This is a genomic window from Paenibacillus sp. AD87, from assembly GCF_001659845.1.
GTDB classification, from domain to species: Bacteria; Bacillota; Bacilli; order Paenibacillales; family Paenibacillaceae; genus Paenibacillus; species Paenibacillus marchantiae.
The window spans coordinates 612006-632252 of the sequence record NZ_LXQN01000007.1; the positions used below are offsets into that span (position 1 = coordinate 612006).

22 protein-coding genes are annotated in these 20247 nt (G+C 46.5%); 17 read left to right on the forward strand and 5 right to left on the reverse strand.

Annotated elements, in window-relative coordinates; genetic code table 11:
- Positions 1-83: 83 nt before the first annotated feature.
- The 9 genes from gpAD87_RS02805 (at position 84) to gpAD87_RS02835 (ending at position 7339) form a co-directional block, all read left to right on the forward strand.
- Positions 84-1085, forward strand: a complete 1002-nt coding sequence (locus gpAD87_RS02805) for an ABC transporter substrate-binding protein (RefSeq protein ID WP_064636051.1) — start codon at positions 84-86, stop codon at positions 1083-1085.
- 24 nt (positions 1086-1109) lie between these two features.
- On the forward strand, positions 1110-2117 hold the full coding sequence (locus gpAD87_RS02810) for a FecCD family ABC transporter permease (protein WP_064636053.1): 1008 nt from the start codon (positions 1110-1112) through the stop codon (positions 2115-2117).
- Entirely contained in the window at positions 2110-3132 is a 1023-nt protein-coding gene (locus tag gpAD87_RS02815; RefSeq protein WP_064636055.1) for a FecCD family ABC transporter permease, read from the forward strand. The genes gpAD87_RS02810 and gpAD87_RS02815 overlap by 8 nt, the downstream gene beginning before the upstream one ends.
- Before the next feature lie 37 nt (positions 3133-3169).
- A complete protein-coding gene (locus gpAD87_RS02820) occupies positions 3170-3904 on the forward strand; it encodes an alpha/beta hydrolase (RefSeq protein WP_064636057.1) in 735 nt (244 codons plus the stop codon).
- A gap of 105 nt (positions 3905-4009) precedes the next feature.
- Positions 4010-4765 (forward strand): exodeoxyribonuclease III, encoded by a 756-nt coding sequence (locus gpAD87_RS02825; protein ID WP_064636059.1) that lies wholly within the window; start codon positions 4010-4012, stop codon positions 4763-4765.
- A 31-nt stretch (positions 4766-4796) separates the two neighbouring features.
- A complete protein-coding gene (locus gpAD87_RS32770) occupies positions 4797-4928 on the forward strand; it encodes a hypothetical protein (RefSeq protein WP_269453488.1) in 132 nt (43 codons plus the stop codon).
- A gap of 108 nt (positions 4929-5036) precedes the next feature.
- The gene (locus tag gpAD87_RS02830) at positions 5037-6020 is read left to right on the forward strand and encodes an alpha/beta fold hydrolase (protein ID WP_064636061.1); all 984 of its coding nucleotides are present in this window, start codon (positions 5037-5039) and stop codon (positions 6018-6020) included.
- A 50-nt stretch (positions 6021-6070) separates the two neighbouring features.
- Positions 6071-6217, forward strand: a complete 147-nt coding sequence (locus tag gpAD87_RS31710; RefSeq protein ID WP_157258407.1) for a hypothetical protein — start codon at positions 6071-6073, stop codon at positions 6215-6217.
- A 144-nt stretch (positions 6218-6361) separates the two neighbouring features.
- On the forward strand, positions 6362-7339 hold the full coding sequence (locus gpAD87_RS02835; RefSeq protein WP_442950707.1) for a diaminopimelate dehydrogenase: 978 nt from the start codon (positions 6362-6364) through the stop codon (positions 7337-7339).
- 182 nt (positions 7340-7521) lie between these two features.
- Here gpAD87_RS02835 and gpAD87_RS02840 read toward each other — a convergent pair whose 3' ends face one another.
- Positions 7522-8376, reverse strand: coding sequence for a pentapeptide repeat-containing protein (locus gpAD87_RS02840; RefSeq protein ID WP_064636065.1), 855 nt, complete (start codon positions 8374-8376; stop codon positions 7522-7524).
- Between the two features lie 208 nt (positions 8377-8584).
- Positions 8585-9961 carry an NADP-specific glutamate dehydrogenase gene (gene gdhA / locus gpAD87_RS02845; protein ID WP_063565366.1) on the reverse strand — a complete coding sequence of 459 codons (1377 nt, stop codon included), beginning with the start codon at positions 9959-9961 and terminating at the stop codon, positions 8585-8587.
- A 388-nt stretch (positions 9962-10349) separates the two neighbouring features.
- Here gdhA and gpAD87_RS02850 point away from each other — a divergent pair, with 388 nt between their 5' ends.
- The 4 genes from gpAD87_RS02850 (at position 10350) to gpAD87_RS02865 (ending at position 13798) form a co-directional block, all read left to right on the forward strand.
- The gene (locus gpAD87_RS02850) at positions 10350-10823 is read left to right on the forward strand and encodes a GreA/GreB family elongation factor (RefSeq protein WP_064636067.1); all 474 of its coding nucleotides are present in this window, start codon (positions 10350-10352) and stop codon (positions 10821-10823) included.
- On the forward strand, positions 10813-11319 hold the full coding sequence (locus tag gpAD87_RS02855) for a cation:proton antiporter regulatory subunit (RefSeq protein ID WP_064636069.1): 507 nt from the start codon (positions 10813-10815) through the stop codon (positions 11317-11319). Before gpAD87_RS02850 ends, gpAD87_RS02855 begins: the two co-directional genes overlap by 11 nt.
- 3 nt (positions 11320-11322) lie before the next feature.
- On the forward strand, positions 11323-12528 hold the full coding sequence (locus tag gpAD87_RS02860; protein ID WP_064636071.1) for a cation:proton antiporter: 1206 nt from the start codon (positions 11323-11325) through the stop codon (positions 12526-12528).
- 313 nt (positions 12529-12841) lie between these two features.
- Positions 12842-13798 carry an alpha/beta hydrolase gene (locus gpAD87_RS02865; protein ID WP_064636073.1) on the forward strand — a complete coding sequence of 319 codons (957 nt, stop codon included), beginning with the start codon at positions 12842-12844 and terminating at the stop codon, positions 13796-13798.
- On the opposite strand, the gene gpAD87_RS02870 is transcribed toward gpAD87_RS02865, so the two are convergent.
- On the reverse strand, positions 13793-14671 hold the full coding sequence (locus gpAD87_RS02870; protein WP_064636075.1) for a PhzF family phenazine biosynthesis protein: 879 nt from the start codon (positions 14669-14671) through the stop codon (positions 13793-13795). The genes gpAD87_RS02865 and gpAD87_RS02870 overlap by 6 nt on opposite strands.
- Before the next feature lie 179 nt (positions 14672-14850).
- On the opposite strand from gpAD87_RS02870, the gene gpAD87_RS02875 reads away from it, so the two are divergent.
- The 3 genes from gpAD87_RS02875 to gpAD87_RS02885 all read left to right on the forward strand — a co-directional run bounded on the left by gpAD87_RS02875 (position 14851) and on the right by gpAD87_RS02885 (position 17330).
- On the forward strand, positions 14851-15777 hold the full coding sequence (locus gpAD87_RS02875) for an NADP-dependent oxidoreductase (protein WP_064640725.1): 927 nt from the start codon (positions 14851-14853) through the stop codon (positions 15775-15777).
- 103 nt (positions 15778-15880) lie between these two features.
- Positions 15881-16510, forward strand: a complete 630-nt coding sequence (locus tag gpAD87_RS02880; protein WP_064636077.1) for a type 1 glutamine amidotransferase family protein — start codon at positions 15881-15883, stop codon at positions 16508-16510.
- An 82-nt stretch (positions 16511-16592) separates the two neighbouring features.
- Positions 16593-17330, forward strand: coding sequence for a cyclase family protein (locus tag gpAD87_RS02885; RefSeq protein WP_064636079.1), 738 nt, complete (start codon positions 16593-16595; stop codon positions 17328-17330).
- 130 nt (positions 17331-17460) lie between these two features.
- On the opposite strand, the gene gpAD87_RS02890 is transcribed toward gpAD87_RS02885, so the two are convergent.
- Complete coding sequence (locus gpAD87_RS02890; RefSeq protein ID WP_064636081.1) at positions 17461-17661, reverse strand: hypothetical protein; 201 nt, start codon at positions 17659-17661, stop codon at positions 17461-17463.
- A gap of 186 nt (positions 17662-17847) precedes the next feature.
- Here gpAD87_RS02890 and gpAD87_RS02895 point away from each other — a divergent pair, with 186 nt between their 5' ends.
- The gene (locus gpAD87_RS02895) at positions 17848-18339 is read left to right on the forward strand and encodes a hypothetical protein (protein WP_064636083.1); all 492 of its coding nucleotides are present in this window, start codon (positions 17848-17850) and stop codon (positions 18337-18339) included.
- 77 nt (positions 18340-18416) lie between these two features.
- On the opposite strand, the gene gpAD87_RS02900 is transcribed toward gpAD87_RS02895, so the two are convergent.
- Positions 18417-20243 (reverse strand): ABC transporter substrate-binding protein, encoded by a 1827-nt coding sequence (locus gpAD87_RS02900; protein ID WP_064636085.1) that lies wholly within the window; start codon positions 20241-20243, stop codon positions 18417-18419.
- Between the last annotated feature and the right edge of the window lie 4 nt (positions 20244-20247).

A 20247-nucleotide genomic window follows, 5' to 3' on the forward strand; every position in this document is an offset into this window, starting at 1 on the left:
TCTGTCCGTCATTCTTGTTTATCATTCAATAATGATTATTATTCTCAATTAGAATAATCGAAATTGAAGGGGGATCACCAGAGATGAAAAAGAAATTGGGGTTATGTTTGGTAATGATATGTATGCTCGCTGTATTGGGAGCGTGCGGCAATAAAGAGGACGCGTCAGGGACTGCGGAGAATTCGGCTTCGACTGGAACCACGGCGACGACCAATGAAACGGATACAGCTGAGGCAGCTGAAGGCACAAGAACTATTAAATACTTAGATCAGGAGTACACGGTTCCGACAGAGGTTAACCGTATTGTAATTACCGGTTCCATGGAAGCCATGGAGGATGCACTGGTTCTTGATGTACATCCGGTAGGGGCTATTACTTTTGGCGGCGAATTCCCGGAGATGTATGCTACTATCACGGATCAAGCTGAGTCCATTGGGCAGAAGATTGAGCCTAACTTTGAGACCATTTTGTCCCTGAAACCGGATATTATCTTGGGTTCCACCAAGTTTAAACCTGAAGTGGCCGAGCAGTTAAGCAAAATTGCGCCATTTATTCAGGTGTCTCATATTGCTACGGATTGGGAGTCGAACCTGAATCTGCTGGCTGAGCTGACAGGCAAGCAGGAACAGGCCAAACAGGAAATTGAACAGTATAAGGCTGCTTTGACTACTGCCCAGGCTGAACTTGGGGACAAACTGGAAAACAAAAAGGTGCTGGCAGTGCGTATTCGTAACGGACAAATGTATGTGTATCCTGAGTCTGTCTTTGTGAATCCGATTCTGTATGGAGACCTTGGATTCCAGGTTCCGACCGAGATTCAGGCAGCCAAAGCGCAGGAAGCACTTTCGGTGGAGAAATTTGCAGAGATGAACCCGGATTATGTTTTTGTACAATTTGAGACATCTGAGAACTCCGACACCCCGAATGCCCTGACAGATCTACAGAACAACCCGATTATCCAGAAGACAACTGCGCTGAAGGAAAATCATGCTTTTGTTAATGTCATTGATCCATTGGCTGAAGGTGGTCCGGCCTGGAGTCGTATTGAATTCCTGAAAGCAGCAGTTGAGCAGTTATCCAAATAATTAGAGCAAGGCGTGTATACTCCTATGCAAAAAAGAAGATTGAATCCGGTGGTGCTGTTCGCAGCAGCACCTCTGTTCATTGCAGTTACCATTCTGGCGTCCGTTATGTACGGAGCCAAGAGCATTGACGTTTCGACCATAACGGCAGCCATTTTCCATTTTGATACAGACAGCATCGATCACCAGATCATCGTGTCATCCCGGCTCCCGCGTGTTATTGGTGCTCTATTAATCGGGGCTTTTCTGGCGGTGTCAGGTGCGCTCATGCAGGGGATGACAAGAAACTATCTTGCATCCCCTTCCATTATGGGGGTATCCGATGGATCGGTAGTGGTCATCACCTTATGTATGGTATTTATGCCGAATACGTCATCTCTTGGTCTGATATTTTACTCTTTGGCGGGATCGGCACTTGGAGCAGGACTGGTATTTTTCATAGCCTGGTTACTGCCGGGCGGCATGTCGCCTGTTCGGCTTGCCATTCTGGGCACGATTATTGGTACATTCCTCGGTGGTGTATCTCAGGCCGTGGCTACCTATTATCAGGTGTCTCAAACGATCAGTTTCTGGTATAACGCCAGATTGCATCAGATGGACCCGGGCATGATCAAGCTGATTATTCCATTTGCTGTGGTGGGACTGGCGTTAGCCATCATTCTTTCCAAGTCTATTACCATTCTGTCGATGGGCGATGATGTGGCAACAAGCCTGGGGCAGCGTACCGGATGGGTTAAGGCTTTATCGATACTGAGTGTGGTTATCCTGACTGGAATATCTGTGGCTTTGGCGGGCAAAATCGCTTTTGTCGGTTTGTTGGTTCCGCATATTACCCGATTCCTCTTCGGGGTAGATTACCGCTGGATTATTCCGTGCTCCGCTCTGCTGGGCGGATTCTTTTTGGCCTGGTGTGACATCTTGAGTCGTTTCATTAACTCTCCGTTTGAAACACCAATTGGAGTCGTCACCGCATTATTCGGCGTTCCCTTCTTCCTTTATCTGATCAAAACCAAAGGAGGGGGAAAACATGCCTGAACCGCAGCGGGGAAGATTATGGGCCGTCATTTTCATAAGTTCAATAATCATTGCAGCAGCCGTTTATATCAGTTTGACTAACGGTGCGTTTGACATATCGGTGATGGATGTCGTCAAAACGTTATTGCGGCTGGACCCTGTCCATGAGCATGATCTCGTTATTTTTGATTTCAGGCTGCCGCGTATTGTCATTGCATTACTGCTTGGCCTGGGACTCGGGATTGCCGGAGCTGTAATTCAGGGTATTGCGCGCAATCCGCTTGCTGACCCCGGCATGCTTGGTATTAACGCAGGTGCTGGAACAGCAATGGTGCTCTTTATGCTTCTGTTTCACGGGTCCATAACGGGTACAGGATGGTTGTCCGTTATGGCGATGCCGCTGTTTGGCTTGGTGGGTGGATTAACCGCAGTTATTCTCATCTTGTGGTTTGCACAGGAGCGCGGTCAGTTGGATTCCCAGAGGCTCATTCTGGTCGGGATCGCCATTGGTTCAGGTTTTAGTGCAATTACGCTTTATCTTTCCCTTAAGATGAACCCGTCCGATTTTGAGATGGCTACCGTCTGGCTGACAGGCAGCATTTATAATGCCAACTGGCGATACATATCGGCGATGATTCCATGGCTGGTCCTGCTGATTCCGTTGCTTTGGGCTAAATCCCGTGTGCTGGATGTCATGCAGCTGCAGGAGGCCAGCAGCATGGGACTCGGCGTGGATGTTCATCGGGAGAGAAAAATATTGTTGCTGGGCAGCGTGGGGCTCGTCAGTGCCTGTGTTGCCGTTTCCGGGAGTATCGGATTTGTTGGGTTAATCGCTCCTCATATTGCACGGCGACTGGTGGGGCTTCACCATAAACGGGTTATTCCGATATCCGGGTTGGTCGGCATGGCGATGGTTGTTGTAGGGGATTTGATCGGCAAAACGGTATTTGCCCCGGCAGAACTGCCTGTGGGCATCGTCATCTCCATTATTGGCGTTCCTTATTTCATCTTTTTACTGCTTAAAAACAGGATGTAACAAGCCAGATTTGAAACAGGAGGGAAGGGTTCCATACATGAGTAAATGGGTACAGGAGTCGGTTAATGGCTGGACGCTCCATCTGCTGCTTCCGCCATCTTACACAGAGGGAGATCGTCATTACCCGGTCGTTTATATTCAGGATGTAGGTGCGGTAGCCAAAGCCTGTAGCAATCTGCTGGATCATTCTTTTCGCTCCGGAAAACTGCCTGAATTGATTTTGGTTGGTATTGAACCTCACAATCGCAACGATGACTACACGCCGTGGCCTGTACCAGCGCTGCATGCATCCTTTTCGGCCTTTGGCGGTCAGGGAATCATATATCTGAAGGCGCTAACTGAGCAGCTGAAACCGTATGTGGATTCGTCTTACCGTACTCTTGCAGATTCAGAGAATACAGGTATACTTGGCTGTTCGCTCGGTGGGCTGATCTCTCTGTTTGCGGCGATGGAATTCCCTCATATCTTTGGAAAGGTTGGGGCGTTATCAGCCTCAATGTGGTATGAAGGTTTCCTCGATTATATGAGTGACTATTCTTGGGCTGAACGCCGCGGGTTGAAGCTGTATATGTATGTTGGGAGTTTGGAAGGTGTGTACAAGGCTAATGCCCAAGCACAAATGCTGGAAAATACACGTTCTGCGTGTCGCATGATTTTGGCCCAGGGCTATCCTGCCGAGCGGCTGAATTACGTGGAGGAAGAGGGCGGGACGCATGATCTTTTGTTTTTTGCCAAGCATCTGCCCGAAGCATTATCCTGGTTGTTTCAGTGAGCATAGGGCTTAGTAAGCGCTCATTCTGTTTGGATATCGTCACACCTCAGCTTGTCCCTCCGAATTCGTCCATGCTATATTGGAGAGATGTGAGGGGATGAGGATATGAAGCTGGTGTCCTGGAATGTAAATGGATTGCGGGCATGTGTTACCAAAGGATTCATGGATTATTATAACGAGAGTCAAGCCGATATTTTCTGTGTGCAGGAGACCAAGCTGCAGGCAGGACAGATCGAGATGGATCTGGGTGAAGACGTATATCAATACTGGAATTATGCTGTCAAAAAAGGATACTCCGGCACAGCCGTATTTACCCGGATCAAGCCGCTATCTGTCTGGTACGGGATCGAGGAAGACAGTGAACCGGAAGGCCGAATGATTACGCTGGAGTTTGATCATTTTTATCTAATCAACGTATATACCCCCAATGCGAAGCGGGATCTGACCAGACTTCCTTACCGTTTGGAATGGGAGGATCGGTTCAGAGGGTACGTGCTGCAATTGGAGCAGACCAAGCCGGTTATCGTATGTGGTGACCTGAATGTAGCCCATCAGGAGATCGACCTGAAGAATCCGAAGCCGAATCTGGGCAACTCGGGATTCACGCTGGAAGAGCGAGGCAAAATGACCGATCTGCTGGCTGCCGGATATGTGGATAGCTTCCGTCATCTGTACCCGGATCGCACGGATGTGTTCAGTTGGTGGTCGTACATGCCCAAGGTAAGAGAGCGTAATGTTGGATGGCGGATCGATTATTTTCTTGTGTCCAATCAGCTGGCTCCGAAGGTGTCAGAGGCGCATATTGATTGCCATGTCATGGGCAGTGATCATTGCCCGGTGGGTCTCACGTTGCAATTGTAGATTGCAGAGGGTTTATTTGGCTTTTTACAAAATGAATATCATCAAAACCGCAGGTTTCCGTTATCGGGAATTTGCGGTTATTTTACGTTGTCTATATGATTATCTTCCCTTTGGTACAGGTCTCAATGGTATTTTTCATCCTGCGGGTAGGGGGTGGAACTAGACTTAGGTTGGGGAAAGAACTGGACCCGGGATCGTTCCGTTTCCACCCGTACTTGGGTAAGATTGAAGAATACATATAGAAGAAGAGCCGGGTAAGGGGTAGAGAACGATGAAGAAGGGGTTACGGAGAGGTTTGAAGGGGCTGGGTGGCCTGATGCTGGCAACAGGGCTTCTGCTGCTGGCAGGAACCGCGTACGAGGCATATCAGTCGACACAAGACATGAAATCTTATACTGCACCGGGCAAAATGTATGAGGTGAGCGGACGTAACATGCATCTCTATACAACGGGAAGAGGAAATGCGACAGTTGTCCTGGCTTCAGGCTGGGGTACGCCCAATCCGTATGTTGATTTCAGCCCGCTATATAACAAGTTGAAATCCCAGGTGAAAATTGCGGTGTATGATCGGTTCGGTTACGGGTATAGCGATTATACGGATCGGCCACGTGATATCGATACCATTACAGAGGAAATCCATCAATTGCTGCGAGTATCCGGCCAACGTCCGCCATATATCATGGTAGGTCATTCTCTAGGATCGCTGGAGACCGTGCGATTCGCACAAATGTATCCCGATGAGGTAGCTGGCATGGTCATGATTGATGGAGGAAGTCCCGAATATTACAGCACTGTGGCTATGGAGCAATCGGACTGGTATTTCGATTCAGCCCGTCTTCTGGTGAAAACAGGAATTGTGCGTACATTGCTGCATTCGGATCGGATAACGGAATCTTTGGTCGTTAACCCGGATCTCGTTACGGAGTCAATGAGAAAGGCAGCCACCATATCCACACTCAAGCATGCATACAATGACAACGTGATTGGAGAGATGCGCAATTCCAAGACGAACGCAGCCCATATCCTGGAGCATAAAAAGGAATTCTCCTTCCCGCTAACCATTCTGACGGCCGGTTCAGAGAACCCGAGCGAAGGCAGCCGGGCATGGCAGGCAGATCAAGCCGATTTTGCTTCATGGTCCAGTCAAGGAACACAGGTCACTGTGGCACACGCCAAACACGATATTCATAACAGTCAGCCGGATATTGTAGCTAGTGAAATTTTGGAGTTGGTGAAGCGGTCCGGTGAATTATGAAGAACATAATCCAGCCAAAATATAGCAAACAGGATGAGGAGGTAGGTTGGATGAAAAAGATCAGAACCGCATCAAGATTCCTTTCCTTACTCCTGGCAAGTTGTCTGTTGTCTCTAACGGTGCTGTCCGTTTCCGTCTTGTTTGCTACTTCTTCCGTGGATGCCATACCTTTTATTCATTCGGTTGGACGTGATTAGAATAAAAGGAATATATCAGGCCTTGCTGCTCTGCATGCAAGGTATTTTTATTTCAAACTGGAAACCTGACAATTTACATGTTATGTTATATCATTATACTAGATAAAGTAGGCAACTATAGATGAAGACAGGAGAGGATTGAACATGGTCAAAGTTGGTATCGTAGGTTACGGAAATCTGGGCAAAGGTGTAGAGAAAGCTATTACTCAAAACCCGGATATGGAGCTTGTTGCTGTATTTACACGTCGTAACCCGGAGCAGATGGTTGCAGAAGGTACGGAGGTTCGTTTCGAGCACATCTCTGCTGCTGAGCAATACATAGGCAAAATCGATGTGATGATTCTGTGTGGAGGTTCGGCAACCGATCTTCCGGAGCAGACACCTGCAATTGCAAAATTGTTCAATACGGTGGATAGCTTCGATACACATGCCAAAATCCCTGAATTCTATAAAGAAGTTAACGCTGCGGCAGAGCAAGGTGGCCACGTGAGCGTCATTTCCACAGGTTGGGACCCAGGCTTGTTCTCAATGAACCGACTGCTTGCTCAATCGATCCTGCCAGAAGGTAAAGAGTACACGTTCTGGGGTAAAGGAGTAAGCCAAGGTCACTCCGATGCCATCCGTCGTGTTCCTGGCGTTAAGGCTGGTGTGCAATACACTGTACCTGTTGAAGAAGTAATCAACAGCATTCGTGCTGGGGAGACCCCAGAATTGACCACACGTGAGAAGCATCTGCGTCAATGCTATGTAGTTGCAGAAGCTGGTGCAAATCATGACGAGATTCGTGAAACGATTGTATCTATGCCTAACTATTTCTCGGATTACGATACAACGGTGACGTTTATTACTGAAGAGCAATTGAAGGCTGAGCATGAAGGCATGCCACACGGTGGATTTGTCATTCGTAGTGGAGTTACAGGCGCAGGCCAGAAACAAATTATTGAGTTTGGTCTGAAGCTCGACAGCAATCCTGAATTTACCGCAAGTGTACTGGTGGCTTATGCAAGAGCCGCACAACGTTTGAGTCTGGAAGGACACAAAGGGGCTAAGACAGTATTTGATATCCCACTCGGTCACCTGTCTCCTAAATCGGCTGAGGACCTTCGTCGCGACTTGCTGTAGTCCGTTAATTCATTACCGCAGTTGTAAGTCCTGATTAATTCATATCTAAAATGTAATACAACACAAACAGCTCGTCCTTCTAAAAAGAGGGACGAGCTATTTGTTGTACAAACGAATCAGTGCATATTCATGGTTTATTCATATTCATTCATAATTCATACTTCATCTTGGGGTAGTCTTCCCTACAGCCAGTGTGAGGGAATGTTTAAATGATCCGGCAACTTGGTATCTGCACTGCCTTTTGCCGAGTTGAGCTGGGATTGAGTCAGAAAGATGCTGCCTCTCAGATCCGCTCCACCCAGATTCGCATCCCGCAAGTCAGCCCCAATTAGATCTGTCTTTCTCATATCTGCGTTTCGTAGGTCAGCCGCTATCATTAATGCCCCTCTAAAGCTCTCTCCCCGAAGGTCAGCTCCTTTTAGATTGGCACCCAGAAAGTCTCTTCCGGTACGCTTTTTGGTCTTCGATTTGGAGGGACCCTTATCCGAAGCTGGGACCTTTGCCCGCACCATCTCGCTGGCCTGTACAAGCAGTTCGTTCACCACCGCCCGATGTGCGGGAATATCGAGACGTAATATGGCAGATGGCTCCAGATCGGTCAGTCGTTCCGTTTCCCGATATACGTCCTTCAAAGCGGCATGGATAGATGATGTTTCCGGAAGCTGTAGCATTTCATTGATATAGCTCATCATCTCATGAAGCTGCTTCATGACAGGCAAACAATCGAACATTTCAGCAGCTGATTCCGGATGATTACGCCAATCCTTGCCCGCATATGTAATTTGTGATAGTTTCTGACCAGCTCCGAAACAATCGTAGACTGTGCAACCCTTGAACCCTTTCTGTCGCAGCTGTGTATGGATACCACAGCGGTTATCGGTACGGAGATTGGAACAGGGGGTGCCGCTGGATTTGTCAAAACCAAAGTCTGAGGATTTGCCATACGGCAAGGCGACACAGCATAGACCAAAACATTGCTCACAGTCTGCGCTTAAATGCAGAGTAGCCTGATTGCTACTGAATGCTGGGTTAGTCATTTATACACTTCCTTTAATTAAAAAAAATGCTATTTTAAGGTCAGTACAACTTTACCATTACACTGGATTTCGATCAATTCCGATATGGATCACATGCCGATCCTGATACCGGATTAAACTCCATAAATGACAGGTAGGAATGTAAAATAACCGCCTCCCGTGATGGAAGGCGGTTTATTTATTTAGTTAGTTAGCAACAGTAACACAATTAGACGATACCTTGCGCAAGCATGGCGTCTGCCACTTTCAGGAAGCCAGCGATGTTCGCTCCGGCAAGCAGGTTACCTGCACAGCCGTACTCATCCGCTGCCTGAACACAGCTAGTGTAGATGTTCGACATAATGTCATGCAGCTTGGCGTCCACTTCTTCAAATGACCAGGACAACCGCATGCTGTTCTGCGACATTTCAAGTGCGGACACGGCAACTCCGCCAGCATTAGCGGCTTTGGCTGGTCCAAACAGAACGCCTTCTTTGTGGAAAACGTCAATCGCAGCCAGAGTGGAAGGCATGTTCGCTCCTTCACCGATCGCTTTAACTCCGCCTTGCACAAGCAATGCAGCAGCCTGTTCGTCGATTTCGTTTTGCGTTGCACAAGGCAGCGCGATATCACAAGGGATAGACCAGATGCCTTCACAGCCTTCGGTATACACGGCATGTGGATGCTCTTTGACATATTCGCTGATCCGTAGACGATCAACCTCTTTTAATCTTTTTACGGTATCCAGATTGATTCCTTGAGCGTCATAGATATAACCACCAGAGTCACTACACGCGACAACATTAGCTCCAAGCTCTTGAGCCTTCTGAATGGCATAGATGGATACATTACCCGAACCGGAGACAACCACGGTGCTGTCCTTGAAGCTCAGTCCTTTAGATGCCAACATTTCCTTCACAAAGTACACGCATCCGAATCCGGTAGCTTCCTTACGTGCAAGACTTCCTCCGTATAGGAGCCCTTTACCTGTAAGAACGCCAGCTTCGTGTCCACCGCTGATGCGTTTGTACTGTCCGAACATATAACCGATTTCCCGTGCACCTACACCGATGTCCCCGGCAGGTACGTCCGCATCGGAACCGATATATTTGTACAGCTCAGTCATGAAGCTTTGAGTGAAACGCATGACTTCCAGATCTGATTTTCCTTTTGGATCGAAGTCGGAACCACCTTTACCACCGCCGATTGGCAGGCCAGTCAGGGCATTTTTGAAAATTTGTTCGAATCCAAGGAATTTAACGATTCCCGAGTAAACGGAAGGATGGAAACGAAGTCCACCTTTATAAGGACCAATTGCGCTGTTGAACTGAACACGGAATCCACGGTTTACTTGTACCTTGCCTTGATCATCTACCCAAGGCACGCGGAACGTAATGACACGTTCTGGCTCAACAAGCTGTTCAAGCAAGCCATTTTCCCGATATTTCGGGTGAGCTGCAATGACAGGAATAAGCGAGTCCAGGATCTCTTTGACAGCCTGATGGAATTCACTTTCCTGTGGATTTCTGGCGATAACCGATTCGTAAACGGAATGAACATACTCTGCGGCAGTTACTTGAGTTGAATCCTTAGTTATAGTCGACACTTTTTCAATGCACTCCTTTATTGTGTTAAAGTCTTGGGATGGCTATTTGTATAAATTGCATAAAAGTTTGTAGTTAAATATACAGGAAACAAAATAAAAATACGAGATGAAAACCCATAAAATGTTTTTTATGACGTTATTAAAATCTTCTATGGATCTGTCATATGATGTAAAGGTTAAGTTTGGAAGCTGAATGGACACCCCTTTTATCGTTGTACAAGGCAAAGTTAACGGAATAGCTGGATTAAAAAATTAGTTTTGGTAAGATGGTAGTAAGACCGCGGTATCCGTGGTTTTTTTATCTATATGAAGGAGGAGAACAACATGATGAAGAAAAACATGCGAATCAACATGGAGAACAGGGCTTGTATAGGAGGTGAGATTTATTATGAACCATAGGACCTCCTTTCAAAATTGCAGAGAAATGCTGGTGAACCAGCTCATTATATTCGGTGAAGAGAAAAGAACATTTCTCGACGCCTATTTTGACGTGCGTGATCCGGAACGTTCGCAGATGGAACGGCTGCTTGCGAACTATACAACGCGTGTGGAGAAGCTGCTCCTTGGTTCGGATGAAGCTCTGGACTCGGTGGTACTTATCGGTAGTTTGATCCGTTTTGATTACGTTGACTTCCATACATCTGATTCATTCACCATTGTTATGCCGGATGACGCGGACCCGGATGCGGGGCATATTTCCTTCCTCTCCCCTGTGGGGCGGCAATTATTGCTTGGGCTCAAGGGAGAAGTGAGGTCGATTAATATACCGGCTGGCTCCATGCGAGTACGCATTACGGATATTACGTTAAACAATGATTCCTTGAATCGGATGTCCACTGGGGGTGCAGATCATGCACTTTAAAGAGACGGATTTGCCGGGAATTGGACGCAAATATTGGTTGCACACACGCAGCGGTGAGCATCTGGTCATCGTTATCCATAATGATGAGCGACGTGACCTGTTTCACATGGATTCAGGAGATTCGCCTGAAGAACTGGGAGATATGGTGTCACTGGTCACACTGGATGATGATGAGGCACGTGCGGTTGCGGCTATTGTCGGTGGAATGACGTATAAACCAACCTTTCAGGATGAGCGTGAAGTTATGCTCGAGGGACTGTTGATTGAATGGCTTCGTATTGAGCCGCATTCAGAGAGCATAGGAAGAACGATCGGAGAACTGAATATTCGCCAGGCAACAGGAGCAGTTATTCTTGCTGTGGTGGAGAAGAACAGGATGAAACAGTTTAATCCAGGTCCTGACTATACCTTTACCGCGGGGGCAACGGTTGTTGTCGCTGGTGAACGGGATCAGATCAAACTGTTAAAACAGTTGTTATCCAATGGACGGCTCTAGCCTATGGATATGCTCATATTCGAAGTGGGAATTGCCGTTGCGCTGATTACACTTACGGGGCTAATATCTGCAAAATTACGATTTTCGGTCATTCCTTTCTATATTCTGATTGGTATGGCTGTTGGACCGCATGCACCACAGATCGGCATTGTGGATTTGCGTTTTATCGAAAGCTCGGAATTTATTGAATTTATGGGCAGGCTGGGTATTCTGTTTTTGCTCTTTTATCTGGGATTGGAATTTTCGGTCTCCCGCCTGATGAAGTCGGGCAAAGCCATTCTGACCGGAGGAATGTTCTACGTTGGACTAAATTTTGCTTCCGGTCTGCTGCTGGGATGGTTCATGGAACTGCCACTCAAAGAAACGTTAGTTGTCTGTGGTATTATGACGAGTTCTTCCACAGCTATTGTGGCTAAAGTACTCGTGGATCTGAAGCGCACGGCGAATCCGGAGACGGAGATTATTATGGGCATGATCATGTTTGATGATCTGTTCATCGCCATCCATATCTCGATTCTGACGGGGCTTGTACTTAGTGGGGCTACCTCATTCCTCAGCGTCTTGCTCGTATCCCTGTCTGCGCTGCTCTTTATTGTGCTATTTCTGATCATAGGCAGGAAATGCATCAAGTATATTGATAAGGCACTCAACATCAAGTCATCGGAGTTATTTCTGCTTACGGTTATGACGCTGCTCTTTTTGGTGGCTGGTTTCTCGGAAACGTTGCATGTAGCCGAGGCGATTGGAGCTCTGATGATGGGGCTGGTTCTGGGGGAATCCAGACATGCCAGCCGAATTGAGCATCAGATTATGCCGTTCAAAGATTTCTTTGGGGCCATCTTCTTTTTCAGCTTTGGCCTGACTATTGAACCCTCGACCCTTGGCGGGGCCGTTGGAATGACCGTGATTGCCGTTATTCTGACCATTGCCAGCAACTATGGTGCGGGCATGATCGCTGGCAGACTCTCTGGGATGACTCCCAAGGCTTCTCTCAATGTGGGATTCACGCTCGTATCCCGTGGAGAGTTCTCTATCATTATGGCGAACATCGGCAAGGCAGGAGGCCTGATGGCATCCATTCAGTCTTTTGCCGTGTTATATGTGTTGATTCTGGCAGTGCTTGGCCCGATTCTGACGAAAGAATCACCTTGGATCTACAGTCAATACGCTCGCTTGAGGAAAAGAATGAGGGGGAAAGAGACGGGATGAATTGTGCATCTGTTTGCCACGTCTTTACAGCGTAGGTTAATACACAGATGCAAACACGCATTGAATCTAATCCATTGTTTAACCGTACACGCCACACTGCTTGGAGTATATCTCTCCTTGGTGTGGCGTTATTGTATCGGGGAATGTACCATCCCTTTATTGACAGATGTATGAACGCTGTTATACAAAGAAGTATACTTATGGAAGTAGGCTTAATGTAAGGTCGTGCAATGCACGGCCTTTTTTGGCTATATAGGATCAGTCTCATTCAATCTGAATGAGACTGATCTATGACAAGAGGAGAAAGTACAATATGAATAATCTGCCTTCATATCATTCATCACATCATTATTGGAAACAGTATCAAGCCTTCTTCCCGGAACAATTCAGGCTAGGGGACCATGCGAATCCTGAAGAGGAGTGGTGGGAATCGAACGGGGTTCATCTGCACATCGATCGTCTGCCCGCGCCCGATTCGCCGATCAAAATTCTGTTCATTCACGGAGCTGGAGGCAATGGCAGGTTGCTCGCGCCTTATGCTCGAATGTTGCAGCTCCGAGGCTATGAGGTAGTATCGCCAGATCTTCCACCGTATGGACTGAGCTACCCGTTGCCTGGGACAAGTCTCAATTATGAACTATGGATTAAGTTGCTTGTTTCACTTGCTGATTGGGAATTTAGGAAAGACGGCAAGCCGATCGTGGCATTGGGAAGCAGCATCGGAGGTATGCTGGCTTATCACACGAGTGCACGCAGTGAGCACGTACAAGGCTTGATCGTAACGACATTTGTGGACACAAGTGATGAGGATATGCGTGACCAGCTTGCACCAAACCATCTGGTGAGCCGATGGGGCAAACGTATGATGGATCGGTTTCCGGCTTTACTGGATCATATACGTATCTCTGTGAAGCAAGTATCGCGTATGCAGCTGATTACCAATAATTCGGAGTTAACCCGACTTATTATTAATGATCCACAGGCGGCAGCGACACGTGTCCCGTTGGAACTATTAAGAACATTCCTGAATAAGAAGCCGGAGGTAGACCCGGAACAGTTTGACCAATGTCCTGTACTGCTGGCTCACCCCGAACTGGACCCGATGACACCATTACGGTTCAGCCAATCTTTTTTTGATCGATTAAAGGTGGAAAAGGAATGCGTAGTGTTGGAAGGAGCGGGCCACTTCCCTATAGAACAGCCAGGGCTGAATCAATTGGAAGAAGCCGTGTTACGATTTTTACATAAGATTGAAGCTCAACATTTATGAAAGTTGGATTCGAATGTTCTCTATATGAACCGCGACCCCGCCCACTTCAATCTTTGTAATTTCATTGGAAATGCCCAGCGTTAATCTGGCACGAATCTCCGAGGGGCGGTTCATAGTGTATCCTTGTCTAATCGTATAGGTTGTATCGTGGGGATCTGAAATTTGGTTGTTTTTATGTAAATAACAGAGTAAAGCACCGTTAGATGTACCAGTTGCGCTCTCTTCCGGGATATCGTAAAGGGGAGCAAAATTCCGGCATTCTGCCAGAGTACTCTCTTTATCTGGTTCGAGTGCAAACACGTGATAACCTACGACATGGTTAGCTTTGCTAATTTCAGCGATAAGCTGAAAATCAGGAATGATTTTTGACAGAACATCAACATGGTTAACCGCAATCAAGATATCGCGCAATCCGGTAGACACGATCTGTACAGGTAATGTGGAGTGTAGATCATGTGTAGAAATACCCAGAGAATCTGCAATGTCTTGTCGGTCAACGATCTCTCCAAACTCCGGAAGCGTCTGAGACAGATAGACTTCATCATTGTTATGGACAACTACTTCAAGTATTCCGGCTAACGTCTCCAGCGTGTATACACCTACATCAACGATATGTTGTGCTTTCATTAAATAAAATAAGGCAATTGTTGCATGTCCGCATAGATCAACTTCATCACTAGGGGTGAAGTAACGCACTTTGAAATCAGCCTGGTCCGATGGCATAACAAACGCGGTCTCTGAGAATCCAACTTGTCTGGCAATCTCCTGCATCTGAGTGTCTGATAAATGTTCTGCTTGTAAAACAACTCCTGCGGGATTTCCGCCCAGAGGCTTATCCGAAAATGCATGTAATGTACTTACTTCAATTTCCACATCTCTACCTCGCTTGTTCAGTTATTTAAGTTCAACAGTTCTTCATTATATCACGGTTCCTGATCGGGATTGTGAACCCAAACCTGCTGCGAATTCATGAATAGGTCAAGTGAACGTCCCAGAAGGGTAATGAAGAAGGAGAGCATAACGATAATGCTATGGAAAGGCTGGGATCTCTAATGAAAGCAATTGTGATTGAAAAGTTCGGTGGAGCGGAACAATTGAAGGAAAAGGAAATGCCGAAGCCAGCATGTGGAGTGAACCAGGTGCTAATCCGCATTCATGCTACTTCTGTAAACCCGGTGGATTTTAAAGTCAGACAAGGCCATATGAAAGAGGCAGCGGATTCTTTCCCACTTATATTGGGCGGAGATGTGGCCGGTACGGTAACTGAAGCGGGTTCTAATGTCACTAGGTTCAGAGCGGGAGATCGCGTATTTGCCCGTCCTCGTCATTTCGGGACCTATGCAGAATATGTGGCTGTGGATGCGGACATCATTGCCCGTATTCCAGAAAATCTGAGCTTTGAGGAAGCAGCTGCCATACCGCTAGCCGCTATGACGGCCTGGCAGGCACTTGTTGACCATGGACGGCTTACCAAAGGGCAGAAGGTTCTCATTCACGCGGGAGCAGGTGGTGTAGGAACCTATGCCATTCAAATTGCCAAATATCTTGGCGCTGAAGTGGCTTCCACGGCAAGTGAATCGAATGAGGAACTGCTTCGTTCGCTGGGAGTGGACCATTTTATCAATTATAAAAAAGAAGACTTCTCGGAGATTCTCTCCGGGTATGATGTCGTGCTGGATACAATGGGTGGCGACATTCAGCGTAATAGCTTCAAGGTATTGAAGGCCGGTGGACATCTGGTATCGCTTGTGGAACAGCCGGATGAAACGCTGGCTAAGGAAGCAGGTGTAACGGCCAATGTGTTCATGATGGAACCCAAAGGGGATCAACTCGATCAGTTGGCTGAGCTCGCTGCTGAGGGCAAGCTGAGACCTATCATTGATGAGACATACCCCTTGAGTGAACAAGGACTGCGTGAAGCGCACGAAAAAAGCGAAACCCATCATACACGCGGGAAACTGGTCATTCGAGTAGAATAGGTGAGAATAAACGCTGAATATTTCAAATTTAAAAACTTTACTGACGGAAGATGTCAGTAAAGTTTTTTTATACTAGGGGTATCGACTAGAAGGGAAGTGCACTATGCATACAAAAAAAGCATATCTTTATGTATTTGATACGATGTCAGACTGGGAGGTAGGTTATTTAATTGCTGAACTAAACTCGGGAAGGTATTTTAAGAAAGGGCTGGCGGCGATAGAGGTGGTTGCTGTTGGCGTTGATAAAAGTCCGGTGACTACCATGGGGGGATTGGAAATATTACCTCGCATTTCAGTTGATGAGTGTAAGTTGGAAAGTACGGATGTATTGATTCTTCCAGGCGGAAATACTTGGATGGAATCTATTCACGAGCCTATATTGAAAAAAGCTTCGACATCTTTGGAAAAAGGTCATGTTGTTGCGGCAATATGTGGTGCAACCGTTGGACTTGCGAGGGTGGGATTGCTGGACTCCAGAAGGCATACAAGCAACGATCTGGAATATTTGAAAATGATTTGTCCTCATTACATTGGAGAAAAATACTATGAAATGGTACCGGCCGTAACGGATGGCAATTTAGTTACTGCATCGGGCATAGCTCCGTTGGAATTTGCGATGCATGTATTGAAGGTGCTCGATGTATTTACACCGGAGACTTTAGATTCATGGTTCAATCTATATCAGACTCATGAAACAAAATACTTCTTCGAGTTAATGAATTCTATCAAATAGCTGACATTTCGATATGTTCGCATGGAGTGGAATAAGATATAATAGTAACAATTTATTCCATTCTATGTATGAGGTGATTCGGATGTCCAATGAGCTCATTCAAGCGATTCAATTATTAAAAGAAAAGAAGTGGGTGGATCTGACCCATACGTTTGGACCGGAATCTCCACATTTCTCAGCTTTTGATGCGGCACAATTCGATACGTTGTTTAATCACGATCAAGGTTTCTTTGCCCAGAGTTTCAGGTTTCCCGGTCAATATGGTACGCATCTCGATGCACCGATCCATTTTGTGCGTGATACCCGCTATCTGGATGAATTGGGCTTGAAGGAGCTTGTGCTACCGCTGGTAGTCATTGATCAATCTGTGGCTGTAGAGAGCAATCCGGATTTCACGCTGGATGTCGATCATATTCTTGAGTTTGAAAAAGAGCATGGCGTTATTGAAGCTGGCAGCTTTGTAGCACTGCGTACCGATTGGAGCAAACGCTGGCCCAGTCATGAAGCATTCGACAACAAAGATGCTGAGGGACACAGTCATGCACCCGGATGGTCAGTCAGTGCGCTAATGTTTTTATTCGAGGAAAGAAAAATACAGGCGATCGGCCATGAGACCTTCGACACTGATTCAGCTGTAGACTATCAAAAGAACGGGGCACTTCTAGCAGAATATTATGTACTTGCCCAGGATACATATCAGGTAGAGCTGTTAACGAATCTGGATCAGGTACCAGCTAAAGGTGCGGTGATCTTCAATATCGTACCTAAGGCCGAAAAGGCGTCCGGCTTTCCAGTGCGCTCGTTTGCTATTTTACCGTAAAACAAAGTTGAACATAGGTATATTGCAAAGGACTCACACACAGTTCTTTCCGAATGATTCACCAACGGCATTTGTGCAAACTGCTCATATAAATAATAAAGGAGGCGTAGTACGCCTCCTTTTTATGTGGTTACTTTTGATCCGAAGAGGGATCTTGATTGAATCGTTGTGAAATTTTCTTCTCTGTCTTCTTACGCCGAACCCAGCGCTTGAAGATACTTTCTTCTTTTCTTTCCTGAAGTGTTTCCTTCATGCCTTGGATCATAAATTCGGATCTTCGTCTGTCGTCCCGACTAATCTCGCGTAGTTCCTTAATAAATTTGTCGTCCATATCTGCCTCTCGCTCATTAAGTATATCTCTATTATACCGAACGTACGTTCTTTTATCAAGTTTTACCATAATCGAATTTTTTGGGACGATTTAAGTGAGAAAGAGCACAGGATTCAGCCCTCTCCATATGTGAAAATGGAATAGAACGTTCAGTATATCTGTATAACAATGTCTGGAGGGTGGGGGATGAGGACTAGTGATGATGGAATAAAGCGTGAATGTGTACCTGAAAGATCGTGGGCGCTCATTATGATGCAGGGGTTACTGGGCATTGGTGCGATGGTTGGAGGGGGAGCACTCATTATCGATCCTTCGGGAAATCTCGTCCATATGCCGGATTCATTATTGGAGCATTCCCCTTTTGGCAGTTTTCTGATCCCGGGAATTATACTATTGTTGGTTCTTGGTGTTATGCCGATGATCATTGCCATTTCACTCCTTCGTCGCACTCACTGGGAAATAGGTGAGAAACTGAATCTCTACTCGAATCAATACTGGGGATGGACGTTCTCCTTATATACGGGATTTGCTCTGATCATCTGGATTATGGTGCAGGTATACTGGATCCAGCATATATCTGTTATCCATCTGGTCTATTTTTCCTGGGGAGTGGGAATCCAGATCGTCACTCTGCTTCCTGACGTACAGCGAAGGTATCAGGCAGACTGCTCATCATAATATATTCTTTCTATAAAATAATACGGCTGTCATCCGGATCTTGGAGTGATCCGGGTGACAGCCGTTTATCTTAATTGTTACTTGGAAGCCTGGTAGGCGCTCAAGAATTCTTTTACTTTTGCCGGATCGGACTTCAATTCATTCCCGGTCTGCACGAGTGGACTTACTGTAGAGTATGCCTTAAGTTTATTGTTTTTGTAGAACTGCAAAATGTCATCCTGATTGATGGAGTAGAGCACGGATTTTCTCAGATCACTGCTCTTGGCAACTTCCCGATTGGCTGTGTTGAACAGCAGATAGGAAACCGCATTGCTCGGAATGCTCTGCAATTGCAACTTGCTGTCATTTTTGATGATGTCATACTTTGTTTCGGATACTCCGTAGTACAGGTGGATTTCACTGCTGCGAAGAGCAGACAACGCACTGTCGGCATCAGAGATGAATCGAACATTCACCTGAGAGATTTTGGGTGCATACTCAGAGCCTTTGCGGTATCCGGGATTCTGATAGAATACACCTTCGTAATCATTTTTATATGCCAAGATATATGGGCCGCTGGCATACAGGGTGTTGTTGTACGCAGCACCTTCAGTCACGGTATTCTGATCGCCGTAAGGAATGTCTTTATTCACGTCAAACGAAGCTACATCATACGTATTGATGCTTTCGACCTGTTTTTTGGACACAATGCCAGCAGATTGGTGAGCCAGATAGTTCAATACTTGCGGGAAAGGTTCCGTTGTTGTGAGTTTCACAACCTGATACTTTCCGGCAGCGTTATCGGCTTTGTTTTTGTCCGTGACCAGTTCCGTAATTTTGGTGCCAAGCCCTTGTTCCAATGCGTCTTTAACCGTACCACTGCCACTGGATTGCTGAACGGATTCCAAGGCGCCCAGATCGGTTACTAACTCGGCTTCCTTGATATGTTCGTGAAGGCTGTATGTGCGGTGATCTGGTACGGAATCTTTGTTTTTGGCGCGATCGAGAGAGAAGATGACGTCATCTGCACCGACACGTTCTCCCGTATCTACCGCTTTTTTATGTTCAATCTTGGCGAAGTTGATATCGTCTCTGAGAATGAAATAATATTCGGAGTTCCCCTCAGCAATGCTGAAATTGTGGGAGAGGGAACCCTCTGGTGTAAGTTGATCGTCATCTGTCAGGTTAACGAGACGTACATACATGTTTGTGTTCAGTTGGTTGATGGAACCGTCATTTCCTTTGATCGGGTCAAGGGAAGTCAGGACGGAAGCGGTTTGTGTCAGAATTAATGGTTCTTTTGTATTTTTGGAGCTATCTTTGAATTCAATCGGTTCCCATGCCATGGCGCGGGATTTAGACAAGCGAACGGTGTCTACATTGAGAATGTCTTTGTTCACAGCCTGACTTTTCAGGGAAATGTACAGCGGAGCGATATAGGCTTGATCAGTTACCAAGCGGTCCTCCAATTGTTTATACGTATCCTTGTATTCTTCCGGAGTCTGGGTAGCAGCCTGGTCAATAAGTTTATCGATTTCTTCATCAGCCAGAATGCTGTAATCTCCGCCTGTTTTGAAGAGTGAACGAACTGCGTAATCCGGATTCCCGGTTACCGTTGTCCAACTGGACAGCGCAATGTCATAATTGCCAGCATCCTGCTGGGATTTGTAGCTGCCGTAATCCGGCTGCAGGTTCAGCTTAACATTGAAGCCATTCTTGGTAAGCTGGTCGCGGATAATGTTCACGTCATTTTCGGAGGAGCTCTGAGCCAGTAATTCGATGTCCACCGGTTTTTGGTTTTGCGTGTTTTCTGTTGTATCTGACGGTGAGGATTCTGACTGGGATTCCGTCTTGGTCTTCACATTGCAACCGGAAACCACAAGGACAAAAGTTAATAGTAGTGCTATCAGCATACGTTTTTTCATGAAA